The 13,529-nt window shown below is 47.8% G+C and carries 10 protein-coding genes; 4 read left to right on the top strand and 6 right to left on the bottom strand.

Translation table 11 applies throughout. The features are described from left to right. Positions 1-46: 46 nt before the first annotated feature. From ACTHMC_RS12290 to ACTHMC_RS12280, 3 genes are all read right to left on the bottom strand, one after another. Positions 47-751 carry a hypothetical protein gene (locus tag ACTHMC_RS12290; protein WP_440413421.1) on the bottom strand — a complete coding sequence of 235 codons (705 nt, stop codon included), beginning with the start codon at positions 749-751 and terminating at the stop codon, positions 47-49. A 171-nt stretch (positions 752-922) separates the two neighbouring features. Next, entirely contained in the window at positions 923-3,946 is a 3,024-nt protein-coding gene (locus ACTHMC_RS12285; protein ID WP_440413420.1) for a hypothetical protein, read from the bottom strand. Between the two features lie 196 nt (positions 3,947-4,142). Beyond that, a complete protein-coding gene (locus tag ACTHMC_RS12280) occupies positions 4,143-5,018 on the bottom strand; it encodes an AraC family transcriptional regulator (protein WP_440413419.1) in 876 nt (291 codons plus the stop codon). A 198-nt stretch (positions 5,019-5,216) separates the two neighbouring features. On the opposite strand from ACTHMC_RS12280, the gene ACTHMC_RS12275 reads away from it, so the two are divergent. Continuing rightward, entirely contained in the window at positions 5,217-5,600 is a 384-nt protein-coding gene (locus ACTHMC_RS12275) for a hypothetical protein (protein ID WP_440413418.1), read from the top strand. On the opposite strand, the gene ACTHMC_RS12270 is transcribed toward ACTHMC_RS12275, so the two are convergent. Then, positions 5,582-6,475 carry a serine hydrolase gene (locus tag ACTHMC_RS12270; RefSeq protein ID WP_440413417.1) on the bottom strand — a complete coding sequence of 298 codons (894 nt, stop codon included), beginning with the start codon at positions 6,473-6,475 and terminating at the stop codon, positions 5,582-5,584. The genes ACTHMC_RS12275 and ACTHMC_RS12270 overlap by 19 nt on opposite strands. Before the next feature lie 178 nt (positions 6,476-6,653). Here ACTHMC_RS12270 and ACTHMC_RS12265 point away from each other — a divergent pair, with 178 nt between their 5' ends. Next, complete coding sequence (locus ACTHMC_RS12265; protein WP_440413416.1) at positions 6,654-9,716, top strand: sensor histidine kinase; 3,063 nt, start codon at positions 6,654-6,656, stop codon at positions 9,714-9,716. Between the two features lie 4 nt (positions 9,717-9,720). Here ACTHMC_RS12265 and ACTHMC_RS12260 read toward each other — a convergent pair whose 3' ends face one another. Then, entirely contained in the window at positions 9,721-10,362 is a 642-nt protein-coding gene (locus ACTHMC_RS12260; protein WP_440413415.1) for a response regulator, read from the bottom strand. Between the two features lie 705 nt (positions 10,363-11,067). On the opposite strand from ACTHMC_RS12260, the gene ACTHMC_RS12255 reads away from it, so the two are divergent. After that, a complete protein-coding gene (locus ACTHMC_RS12255; protein ID WP_440413414.1) occupies positions 11,068-12,405 on the top strand; it encodes an OmpA family protein in 1,338 nt (445 codons plus the stop codon). Between the two features lie 439 nt (positions 12,406-12,844). On the opposite strand, the gene ACTHMC_RS12250 is transcribed toward ACTHMC_RS12255, so the two are convergent. Then, complete coding sequence (locus ACTHMC_RS12250) at positions 12,845-13,312, bottom strand: helix-turn-helix domain-containing protein (protein ID WP_440413413.1); 468 nt, start codon at positions 13,310-13,312, stop codon at positions 12,845-12,847. Positions 13,313-13,356: 44 nt separating this feature from the next. Between ACTHMC_RS12250 and ACTHMC_RS12245 the strand changes: the two genes are divergently transcribed. After that, positions 13,357-13,482 (top strand): hypothetical protein, encoded by a 126-nt coding sequence (locus ACTHMC_RS12245; RefSeq protein ID WP_440413412.1) that lies wholly within the window; start codon positions 13,357-13,359, stop codon positions 13,480-13,482. The last annotated feature ends 47 nt before the right edge of the window (positions 13,483-13,529 follow it).

Raw genomic sequence — 13,529 nt, 5'->3', positions numbered from 1 at the left:
TGTAGTGGTTACATAGGTATTACAGATGAGTGACTGGTTACGCTGATCATTTTTTCTTCAGGTGCAGGGTGCTTTCCTGAATGAGGATGGTGTCTCCGCTCTGAAGCCCTGCTGCACCGGCTTCCTTCAGTACATTGAAAGTGGCGTCTGAAGCCATACAGCTTTGTGTGACTTCATCATGGGAGGCCGTGAATGCAAGAAACGGAATTGTTACTGCGCCGGGTTTAAGGTCTATCGCGTATTCCACGCCGGGAATATAGGAAGCCTTGAAGCCTGTGATACCCGGCGTCAGCTGATAATCCAATTGCTGTACCGGATACTGAAGCAGGTTCAGGCTCAGGTCTGCACATTTTGAATTTACATTGATCACGCCGTCAGGTATCATCACTCTTACCTGTCCTTTCCAGGTCACAAGATGGCGGATTGCGCCGATCATTCTGCTGGATTGTTCGCCGTTGATCAATCCCGGCCTTTTGATAGTGAGCTTATCGCCTGAAACGGTCAGGGAGAATTGCGATTCATCTACCGCAACCCGTTGCTGCGGGAAATACCGGTCCGTCAGCTTACGCGCACTGATGTATTGCCGGATCACTCCCTGGTCCTTCACTTCGCCACTGGCGGCAAACATCTTCACAGAAGCGGTTACACCGTAGTCTGCCACATATTCTCCGTTCATGGCGGAATTACTTTTGGAACAGGCGGACATAGCTGTAACCGAAGCGGTAAGGACGATCAGGTAAAGACTTTTCATGTAAAAAGATATGTGCAACAAATGTATCGTTTGCCGGAGACATCTGCAAGTGCCGGAGGACAATCGAGAATATTTAACATTACAACCACCTGCATATGTGGCGCTGTGCCGGTAAAGAAATCCTCCTGCCCAATTACAAAGGCAGGAGGATCGATATCGCTATAGAGACTCTTAATTCCGGATCACTATCTTTTTCACCTCTTTTCCGTACACCACAAAATAAAAACCGTTGATGCAGCGGCTTACATCTATCTGTTCCAGCCTGCCACTGGCTTTTATCTTTTGTATTATCTGGCCGGAGCTGCTGATCAGTTGAATCAGCACTGAACCGGCAGGGGCCTGCACCCGAAGTGTTCCTTCGCTTACGATATTTCCGAAAACCTGCAATCCTTCCTGTGCCGCTCCCATTTGAATCTGCCTGATCTGGCTGTACGTGGAAGCGCCATCAATATCCCGCTGCAGGATCCTGTACTGGTTATTGCCACTGGCAGGGTGATGATGCACGAAATTATAGATCCTGGCAGAACCTGAATGCCCGGCAGCAGTTACAGTTGCTATATTAGTCCATTGCTGCCCATTATTGCTGTGCTGCAGCAGAAAATCAACAGTATTGATCTCCTGCAGGGTTGTCCATTTCAACTGAACGGATCTGTTCATCTTTTCAGCTGTGAAGCTTCCCCAGGTGATCGGGAGTGTGCCTGGAGTATACATGAACCTCACCAGTAACAGGTCTGTAACACTGTTGCTGGTGGTTCTTCCTGCTGCCAGCAACCTGTTGCCGGCAGGTTGAAAAAGAATGGCCTTCGCATCGCCACCATTTACATTGGCATAGACCCCACCTGTGCCGAAACCAGTATTGATGCTTCCGTCAGCGTTGAAGCTGGCTAACATAAAGGAGGTGCTGGAGCCATTCAATGAAAGGCCTGCCATTACAATTTTTCCATCCGGTAACAGCAATCCTTTATTAGGCTGGCTCAATGTTCCGTTGCTGATATAATTGCTGCCGGAACTTCCAAAGCCCAGGTCGATACTGCCGTCCGCATTCAGTCTTGTTACTGTGAACTGTTGCCCTGCCGGGGTATTGGAATAGCCGCCCACCACGATCTTGTTATCCGGTTGAACAAGGGAGAACCTGGCCGTATTGGTGGAGCCATATGGAGCGATGGTCTGCGTACCGGTTGAATTGAAAGAAACATCGATGCTGCCATCGGGCAAGAGACGAAGGATGCCAAAGAATGAATTGATTCCCTGGCGCGCTGTGCCTGTTACCAGGATATGACCATCCGGCTGAATGGTGAGGCCTTCCAGCATACTATTATCGAGCCCGAATGTACAGGAACTGATGCCGCTGCTACCGAAGGTGTTGTCCGGGCTACCGTCTTCGAGGAAGCGGAACACACGCATCTGGCCCAGCACATTGGCGCCGACCAGAACCTTGCCATCCGGTTGGAAGATCACGCTCCTGGTGCTGGCATTGGTAGTTGATGCAGAAAGGGAAATGCCTCCTGAACCGAAGCTGTTATCTACGCTGCCATCATCATTGAACCTTGCGAGATAAATTCCCTGTACAAATGAATTACTGAATGTATTTCCTGCCAGTAGGATCTTTCCATCAGGCAGTACTTTGATGGCCTGTACATCCTCCTGTCTTCCGATCTCCCGGTGAACAAATCCATTGTTCCCGAAGCTTGCATCTGTACTGCCATTGGCAAGGGTGCGTGTGAGGAGCAGGCCTCTCCTTGAACTGCGGAAAGAATATCCGCCAATCAGTATCTTCCCGTCTGGTTGCGTGGCCAGCGATTGTGCTTCAGTGTTATGCCTGGTATTGTTGACCTGGTTATCATATCCGTATTCACCAATATTCCCGCTTTCATCGAGGTGGGTCAGGCTGATTGCCCAGTTGGGTTCATCAACCGGGTATTCACCGGAATAACCCACCAGCCAGCTGCTGTTATCACTGTTCTGTACCAACTGGCCTCCAATCTTTTGCACTCCATCGCCTCCATAATATACAAAACCTCCATAGCCATATGAATGGTCCTGGCCCTCTTTGTCAAATTTGATAGCCTGGAAAAAGGGTTCCATATACGCTATTGAGCCATATTGAACCAAACCTGCCACCATGGCGCCACCATTGGGTAATGGCGTGATGCGGCGCATGGCATTCAGGCCAGACAGCCCGGTTGGATGGACCAGGCCATTCGTTCCGAAGGTGGTGAAAGGAGCGCCGTCGGGAAGTATCCTGTAATAAAAGATATTGGTGTATTCGGATGTCACTGGTTGATTGAAGCCGATCAGGATCGAACCGTCCGTCATGGTGGCGCCATCCGTCATGGAGTAACGGGAGCTGATCAGTTCACGTCTCATTACTCCATCTCCATTCACGCCGAAGCTCAGGTCCCTGAAGCCGGCAGGCAGCAGTTTTTCCATATGCAGGCTGTCGTTTCCCGGTGAGCCGATGCCCTGCTCATGCATCCAATACATGAGTAAGGAGTTGTCTGGATTCACATGCATGCGCGCCTTCGATACGGGGTTGAGGTATGCATTAGCCGTATGCGATGAAACGAATACGCCGTTCACGCCAAAACTATTGTCTTTACTTCCATCAGGCAGCAGCTTCACAATGGCCGGATAATAGTTGTCGGCCATGGCAAGATAAAGGATCAGGAAACTGCCATCAGGCAATACCGCCACCTGTTGGGGGTAGGTATGCATAAGGGAACTGGTGTTCCGGCTCCAGGTGGCGATTCCGTTAACCCCAAAGCTCATATCGAGGCTGCCGTTTGGCAGTAACTGAAAGAGCACTGATTCGATACCGGATGAGATGGCTCTGCTTGCCGACAATACAAGAATATTGTGGTTAGGCATCTCCTGTAGCTGTACTACAGAATCATTATCGGAGGATGTTCTCACAATGGCAACTCCATTGTTTCCGAAGGAAGTATTCAACATGCCATTCTGATGGAAGGAAAAGACAGCATTGTCATTTGCATTGGAAAGATACTGGCTGCCGCCAGCAATGATACTTCCACTGGAATGCATGAACGCTTCCGTGGCCTTCAGTTTCCCCTGTCCGTAATTGACCTGGTGGAATCCATTGACTCCAAAGGAAGGATCGGGCTGACCGCTCTGAGCGTGGATGAGGAAATTACACAGGAATACAAATACAAATAAGCACGTAAACTTACGGGTCATGGTATATCGGGTTATGGTTTACCTCTTATGGAATGTTGGATTCAGAAGGGCTACGCACACTTCTTCGCAGGTAATACAATCGGGAGAAGAGAAGTTACCAGACGCGGTCTCTGTTTTTCTTATATTTTTTTAGTGCGGCACTGAATGGAGGATAATTAGAATGAACTGCTAGTGATCCTGCCTTGGGGAAGCTGTATCATTTACGCTTGTAGCCGGAGATATAACTGGTAGGAGTCATACCTGTCACTTTTTTGAATACCCTGTTGAAAGTGATGGTATTGTTGAATCCGATGGAGTAGGCGATGCTTGAAATGGAATCGAAATCACCATTGATGATGCGTTTGCAGGCTTCGTTGATCCGGATCTCGTTCAGGAAGCTCATATACGTTTTTCTCGTATGTTTCTTGAAGTATTTGCAGAAAGCATGGGGGGTAATATGCGCCACTTCTGAAACGCGTTTCAAAGAAATGTCCTCCGCATAATGCTCAACGGTATACTGATAGATATCGTTCATGCGCAGTCCTTCACTGTCAGTAAAGGAGTACTTTGAGAAGCCGTTGGATAAAGACTTCCAGTCTTTCACATCATTGGCAAAGAATTGCATCAACCGGAAGAATTCAAACAGGCGTTCGGCTCTTTCAGTGCTGTTGATGCGCTTGATCATGAGTGATGCCATGCCGCAGTACTGGTCGGGCAGCTGGTAACCATTGCCTGAGCTGAGCATGAACCTGCGGATGCTTTCCAGTTCCTGCAGATTGAGAATGCCTTTCAGCAAAGCATCCTGATCAAAATAGATATGGATAGCGTGGATATTGTTTTCCTGCTGGTTCTCAAAATAGCGGGAATCTGCTTTGAAGATATGCGGCTGGTTGGCGCCCAGGATATATACCTCCCCCGGTTTGAAGGGCTGGGTATAGTTTCCGGCAATAAACGTGCCCTCGCCTTTAATGATCAGCGTTATCTGGGCTTCTGCATGGCGGTGATAATAATTGTAGAAATAGGGCAGGATGTCTTCCTGCACTGCCAGGGAGCCTTTCTGTACAATCGGGACCGTAAATTGCAGCACTTTCATTAAACCAATATTATCAATTTTTATAGATATTTGCCAAATACGGGATAATTTTTGTTTATCATGTGCTAATCAGGGTAAGCAATATTTGTTTGTTCTGGTCACGCAACCGTTTGCGGGGTGGATGGAAGGTCAGCCGGCCGGGGAGTGCAGGAAATTGCGGACGGCAGCGTCTAAATAAGCACCCCTAATACTGTAGATATGTTCAGAGTTTTCGAATTTGCTCATTCGCTGCACCTGATCCCGTTGTTCCTCTTGCAGCTCCTGCTGACCGTTATCATCGAGGGGCTGATCCTGTATAAGGCAGGCTACCAGAAGCTGCTGCCGTCACTGGCTTACTCAACGCTGGCTAACCTGGTGGCTGTGGTTGTGACGGTACTCAGCCTGATGGCGCTTACCTGGAACCGCCCGGCCATGCCTGCGCCCTGGATGATGATGGCCGTTTTTTATTCAGTTTCTATTGCAGCAGAATTACTGATACTGCGCGTCTGCCGCAGGGATTATCCTTTACGAAAGCTGACCCCGGTGGTATTTGTGATGAATGTGTTGTCTCAATCACCCCTGTATTATTTCCTGCTTTCGTAGTCGTAGACCATCTTTGAAATGCCTGCCAGCATTTCTTTATTGCCGGCTTCATCCTGGAAGCCTTTGCTCAGCAGGACAAGCACATAACTTTTTCCATTTTTCATATATACGATCCCTCCATCGTGTTCCACACCGGTGATATTGCCGGTTTTATGGGCAACCTGTACGTCTTTGGGTAATTTTGCCGGTAAGATGGCATTGAAATGCTGGTCAAGCAGGATCCCGCGCATCAGTTGGCAGGCCTGCTTGCTGACCACCTGGTCTTTCGCTATCTTTTCAAAAATGATCATCAGGTCCCTGGCAGTTGTTGTGTTGTTGAGACCTTTATCAAATGCTTTACTGTCTTCCACGCCGCGCAACACCAGGATATCTTTTGCGCCCAGTTCCCGCATGGTATTGTTCACATTGCTGGCACCCACCAGTTCTATCACCATATTGGTGGAGAGGTTGCTGCTTTTGATGATCATGTTGCGCACCAGTTGATCCAGTGGAACACTCTGGCCGAGTTGTTTGTAAATGTCTTTGTCGCTGTCCTCAGTGGAGTCAAGCTGATAGCTGCTGCTATCCACAATGCTTTTGAATTCATTCTTCACAATAAATGAATCGGTGAGCAGAAAGCGGCCCTGTCCGGCTTGCTTGAGTACTTCAATCATCACGGGTGTTTTCATGGTGCTTGCCGCATGAAAAACTGCCTTTTCGTTAATCAGTACTTCTTCACCGGATGCAAGGTCTTTGAATGCTACAGCATACTGGCCGGGATGGCTGGACAGTTCCGTTAATATTTGCTCTTTCAGTAGCGCGGGAGTATCGATATTATTGCAGGCGCTGGTCATAATCAGGAGGATAAAAATAAATAAGGTTGAATTCCTAACCATGATGATCGGTTTAAAAGTAATGGTTTGAAAATAATCAATTTTTAATTTCAGGCAGGATAATAATTGTATGTTTGCTGCTCATTTTCTGAACCTTATCCTTGCGTTACACAGTTAACGACCGGCAACACTCCCTCTCATTATTTATGGATTAACCCGTATAGCGGGTAGCTGTACTCTTATGAAAATAGCCGTACTCGTTGCGTTTATATTTGTAGTTCCCATTCACCTTATTGCTCACGATACCCTGCAATACACGGTCAGGCAGTATACGGATGAGAATGGCCTGCCACAGAACAGTGTCAAATCCATCGCATTCGACCGTAGTGGCTTTCTCTGGATGATCACAGAGAACGGCGTGGTGCGGTTCGATGGACAGAATTTCCGTTCCTTCAACAAGAATGTGCTCCCGCTTACCAGCAGCCGCATGAGCTGGCTGATCTCCGATTTCAATACAGGTAATCTCTATGGCGTTACGGAAAAAGACCAGGTGATCTGCATGCAGAACGGCCAGGCATATATGTCTGACCACGGCGCCCCCCCGCTTGGCACCATGAATTTCGGCACGCAGGCCGGATATTATCAACTCTATAATGCCTTGGGACTTCCCAATATTTATGCCTCCCTGATCACCATCGATAAGTATAAGATCAATGCCGGTGGTGATAGTTATTATATTCTCAGCAAGGATTCCATCAACTATTATAAAGATGGCTTAATATCTATCGGGATGGCTTTCAGGTCGGAGGATTATTCCAATTATTTCATGTTGGGTAACCGGCTCTACCAGCTGCGTGATCTGAAGGTGACATTGATTGAAAACGGAAAGGCCCAGGCTACTGGCGAAGTACAGGGAAGTATCCGGTGGCAGGCGGGCGTGGTTAACAGAAAGGTACAACCGAAAATATTCTGGAATGCCAGTGCAGGACAGGCCTTTTTGCTGGTGGGCGACTGGCTGTACCTGCTTAAGCCCGGCGCCAGGAATGGTCTTACCACTGAACTGTTGCTGAAGGGCTTTGATTTTGAATCGAACCGGATCCTTTCCGTATTCTATGATACACGCAACCGTCGCCTTTTTATGGGCAGCCATACGCGCGGCCTGTTTGTGTTTACCCGTAAAGCCTTCCACACGCTGAGGTCTGGAGAGAATGATGCGGATGATGTTTATTATGCACAGCTGGGACTGAGCAATGGCAGGGTGCTTACGCCACAGGGCGTAATGATGGGGCTTCATAAGCGGAATGAACTGCTGCCTGAGTTCCGCAAACGCATGGAAGAGGACCGGTCCAGCATACTGATGGACCACCGGAAAAATATCTGGGTGAAGCACCGGTTCATGCTCTATCGCTTCGATTCCACTGGCCGTAAACTGCTGAAAGAATACCGTTTCCCTTATCATGTCAGTATGTTGTACGAAGATCAGCATGGCACGCTGTTCATCGGTATGAAAGCCTTTTCTGCCTGGAAGCTGAACCTGAAAGATGAAAATGCGAAGCCAGTGGAAGTTTTTCCGCAGATAAAGGACATCTGTTATTTCCAGGAAGAAGGGCCGGATAACCTCTGGATCGGCACCAGCACAGGACTGTACAACGTGAACAAGCGTACCGGAGAAGTGGACTCAATTCCCGGATTAGCAGGCAAATATATACGCAGTTTATACCTCCGCCAGAACAATGAGCTCTGGATCACCACTCATGAAGATGGCTACTTCCTCTACAACGGAACAAAGCTTATCAAGTTGCCGCTCGACAAAGGCAATTACCTGGCATCTTCTCATTGCATACTGGAAGATGGCCGGGGTTTTTTCTGGATCACCACCAATAAAGGATTGTTCCAGGCATCGCGCCAGGACCTGCTTGATTATGCCGATGGCAAACTACCGAATCCGTATTATCTCTATTATGATAAATACACCGGCTTTCTCACCAATGAATTCAATGGCGGCTGCCAGCCCTGTGCTGTAAAATTGGATAATGGATATTTCTCTTTACCATCCCTGAACGGCCTGGTGGTGGGAAATCCGCTGGATTTTGTTCCGGAAGTACCGGATGCGCGCCTTTTCATAGACAGGATAGAAGTGGATGGTGAAACCATGGCGCATGCCGACACTTTGTTTTTCGACAAAAGTTTCGACTTCATCCGCATCTTTATCACCACGCCCTATTTCGGGAATCCATACAACAGGCAGCTTGATTTTGCACTGATTAAAGATGACAATGCCGCCACCTGGCTGCCGCTGGATGCGGATGGCAGTATCAAACTTTCTGCGTTGGCCTCGGGTACATACGAGATCCGTTTCCGCAAGGCCAATGGATTCGGGGGTAATAACCGGATGGTGAAAAGCCTGCTGGTGGTGGTGCCACTGGCATTTTATGAAACGGCCTGGTTCCGTGCACTGGTGATCTTCTGCATCATTGCCGGTTTCTTCCTGTACATGCGTATCAAGTTCCGGTACATCCGCAAAAAGAATACGCAGCTGGAGCAAAAGATCGATGAGCGCACGCAGGCGCTGAAGGCCACGCTCACGGAGCTGCAGCAATCCGAGGATATTCTCCGCCGCCAGACGCGCATGCAGCAGAGACTGATCACCGCTATCACCCATGATATCAAAACGCCGCTGAAATACCTGACCAGTGCGGCCCGCAGGCTGTACGACAAAACGGAAGGGGAGCGGGGGGACGAAGGAAAGCGCACTGCCCACCTGATCTACGAATCGGGTTACAGGATGTACCATCTAACGGACAACCTGTTGCAGTACATCAAGCTCAACTCTTCCGGTATCGATATCGTGATGGATAATTTCTGTCTGAACGAGCTGGTGGAGAACAGGCTGCAGATCTTCAACGAGATTGCGGCGGAACAGAATACAAAGATCCTCAGCAATATACTACCGGGAACCTATATTCGAAGTAACCGGCACCTGCTCGGTATTGTGATCCATAATCTCATAGACAATGCCGTGAAAGCTACTTTTAATGGGGTGATCACTATTTCCGCCAGGGAGAACGATGCAGAACTCAGTATCCTTATGGAGGATAACGGATTTGGTATGAACAGGGAAATGCAGCATTGGTGTAATGAAGAAAATGTTTACGGTGCTGCTGAAAAAGGGTTCACCAGCAGGACGGGCCTGGGCCTCATCATTGTAAAGGACCTGGTGACCCAGATGAAGGGCCGTATCCATGTCAGCGATGCTGAGGATGGGGGAACAGTGGTGGAGCTGATCTTCAGGAAGCAACAGTAAGCGATCAGGATGCCTGCCCGCCGTAGAGCCTTACTTTCTCTGCCAGGTCAATCACATTGGCTACATCCAGCTTATCGAATATTCTCGCTTTATATGTACTTACAGTAGATATCTGCAGGCTCAGCATGCTGCCGATATCGGCCACACTTGATCCTTTGATCAGCAGTTGCATCACTTCCATTTCCCTGTTGGAAAGTGATTGTAATGGGTTTTTGGAAATATCTGTTTTTGTATTGAGGCCGTTCAGCAGGTGCTGTCGGACGGTGGAACTGATGTACTTCTCGTTATTGAGGATGGTGCGGATCGCGGTTTTGAGCTCTTCCTCGGGGGAATGCTTTACCAGGTAGCCGTCAACGCCGGCCTGGAGGTAACGCAGGGCAAAGAGTTGTTCATCATATCCGGAGAAGATCAGGATCCGTATCTGGGGCTGATGAAGCCTTGCCACATCTATCATCTGGAGATTGTTGCCACCGGGAATATTGATGTCGAGAATGAGGAGATCGAACCTTTGCTGGTTCAGTAATTTGAGCACCTGGCTGAAATTTTCAGCTTCAGAAACCTGAACACCGGGCATAAGGTCTTTAATGATAAGGGTAGTTCCATAGCGTACGATCGCGTGATCATCCGCAATCAGAATGTTCGGCATAGAGTATTTTTCAATGGTTTTCAGAACTGGAGAGTTGCCAAACCGGGTTACCCGTTATAACCAGGTGCTATAAAAACGGAGCCAAGATACAATAATATTCCTACACATATGATCGTTCCACAAAATCGAAGTTTTACTACAAGCATTTGGAACTGCACCTACACTTCCATATTAAATGTTAAATTATCTTTGTTTAAGCATCGGTAATATACCGGTTCTCAACACACGCAGATCAATCATGGTTGAGGGAGGATTGATCATCCTGGTTCACACACTCTGATTAGCAGCTACACTTTTTTCTGACGGCAGTCCTGCCGTTCCCGGTTATCGATTAATTAATGATTTTAATAGTATTCTCTATACCAATCGCCAACCCTATGTAAATCCACTGCGCAATTTTTATTGCGGCAGTCTCTGTATCCATTATCGTTTGGAAGGCACGTGCTTGCCTGGCGGCATTTCTATGCCTCCGGTCTTTTTGTAAGAGCAAGCTAAGTTGACCTGTATAACTAATGACACATGGCTCCGGTTCCCCGGAGCCATTATTTTTTGAACACCGTATTAATTGTATCCGTATAGAATTATTACTACAAAACAATCGTAAATCTATTACCCGCTACATGTTGCCCTTCTGGTACTTTTGCAGTATCAACACCCGGACTCTCACTGCTTTGTGAAAAGCTTACCCGGACTAAACCTAAATTAATGATAAGAAGACTACTACCCCTCGCGGCATTAGCCGTGTTGTGTGCTCATGTTGCTACAGCCCAGGAAGTTGCCAAAAAGAAAGGAAAGCTCATTGGGTTCAGCGTAAATGCTACCGATTTTAAAACTCCCAACCAGATCAAGGCCACCAGTTTCAAAGATACCTGGAAGCACGGCGACTGGTCTGATCCCTCCAAACAGGATCTTGGTTTCTCCCTCATGTACTGGCAGGGGCTTACCAAAAGGATCGACTTCAGCGGACGTTATAATGGTGTTTTCACTGATTACACTTTCAATGGAAGCAAGAAGAATACCTATTCAAACGAGTTTGAAGCATCGCTTCATGCGCGTGCGTTCCCTGATAATTACACCGTAAATCCTTTCCTCACTGCAGGCGTGGGCATTGGTGATTATGGCAACAGGTGGAGCCCGTATGCACCTCTCGGTATCGGTGCACAGGTGAACCTCGCCGGTCTCACTTACATTTTTGTTCAGGCTAATTACCGCCTGGCCCTGAATCAGAAAAAACACGACGATAACCTCTTCTGGTCAATCGGCTTCACAGAAAATATCAGCAAGCCCAAAAAGCAGGAACCCGTTAAGGTAGTGCCCATCCCCGTTATCGAAGCGCCTAAAGACACTGATAACGACGGCGTGGTGGATAGCCTGGATGCCTGTCCTGATGTGAAAGGCCTTCCCCAGTTTCAGGGTTGCCCGGATACCGACGGTGATGGTATTCCTGATAAGGACGACAAATGTCCCAATGTAAAGGGACTGGAGCGTTACAATGGCTGCCCCATCCCTGATACAGACGGAGACGGTGTGAATGATGAAGAAGATAAATGTCCAACCGTTGCCGGCGTAGCCCGCTACAATGGTTGCCCCATCCCCGATACTGATAAAGATGGCGTGAATGATGAAGAAGATAAATGCCCTAACCTCCCCGGCACCAAGGAGAACAATGGCTGCCCTGTAGTGAAGGAAGAAGTGGTGAAGAAAGTGAATGTTGCGGCAGGAAATATCTTCTTCAGCACCGGCACTGCCAAACTGCTGGCCAAATCCAACAAATCTCTGGATCTGGTGGTTGCTGAAATGAAGAAGGATGCAGACCTGAAACTGAGTGTGGAAGGGCATACCGACAATACCGGCTCTCCCAAAGTTAACCAGCCCCTCAGCGAAAAACGCGCACAGGCCGTACTGGCTTACCTGAAGAGCAAGGGTATCGATGAAAGCAGGATCAATGCTGCTGGCTTTGGAGCCGACAAGCCCATCGCAGATAACAAAACTGCCAAAGGCAGAACACTTAACAGACGTGTAGAGCTTAAACTTAGCTATTAAGATAGTTCTTGGATCATGGTTCAAAATCGGGTGCTGTTCCAAGGTATATTCAAACGGCACCCAGGGTTTCTTGTAAAGGTTCCATTCTTGTCCTGGCCCCGTTTTCACGGGGCTCAGGAAAGAGTGGTTTTTTTATGTAAAAACTAACAAGTGGTAATATGGTATTTCTGCTGTTCGCGTTAGAAATATGCCGTTTTACCGTGCAAAAAAGGGGTTTTGTGTACTATCTCCTTAAATATATAAGAGTTACTGTTACTTTGAATAAACCGTGTCGCAAGGCACCTGGTTTTTTCTCATGTACAGTTTGAAGCTGGTTTTCTGCGAGAAGTCTATCTGGTTTCAAATCGCAGGAAACTGGTGTGACAACCCCGTTTAAGTCACTAAGGAAATGTATCTACATTTCCTTTTTCTATTTATAGTACCTGCATTCAGTATACCTCTACTTAGGCATTACAGTATTCACTTTATCGGATAAACGAAGCAGGTGGTGCCTGATAAATTCCAGCTGTTCCGTTTGGATCCTCAAAGCCAGATGGATATCCTTGATCACTATTTTCATATCCTGGCTGTCCAGAGCCTGTGGAGAATGCAGTTTTTTATTCACCTTGTAAATGGCGGGCATGTCCTGTACCACGCCTTCATCCGTAATGGGGATTTCCGGTTTGTATTTGAAATGGATCTTTTTGAAGAAGCGCATGATGGCTTCAATGGAATCTTTCTTTGGCTGCGCTTTCCCGGAAAACCAGTTGTAGACTTTGGAAGGGCTGAGACCTTCTGCGATGGCGAATTTGCGCACATTCATTTCGCGCTGGTTCAATACCTGGGCAAGCATCTGAACAATATGCGGGATGTCGTTAGGAGGGCAGAGAGGAAGTCTGATATCCTTGTGAAACTTGACTGAGGTCATGTTTTTGGGAGTTTATTGATGAATAATTTAATCAGTTGGATCAAATGGTTGAATTTTACCACGCGATCATCCTGAAGAATGTAAACCCCGGAATGCATGCCATTCCGGGGGGTGGAGAGAACCCATTCACTTTTACTTTCCAGGTAACCGGAGCCAACAGCTCCGCATAGTGCAGGTTTCTTTGGAGATACAGGTCATTGCTTAAGGCAATCAGTCT

The sequence above is a fragment of the Pseudobacter sp. genome (assembly GCF_051955275.1).
In the GTDB taxonomy this organism is placed as follows: Bacteria; Bacteroidota; Bacteroidia; order Chitinophagales; family Chitinophagaceae; genus Pseudobacter.
This window is presented reverse-complemented; position numbering and strand designations above follow the sequence as displayed.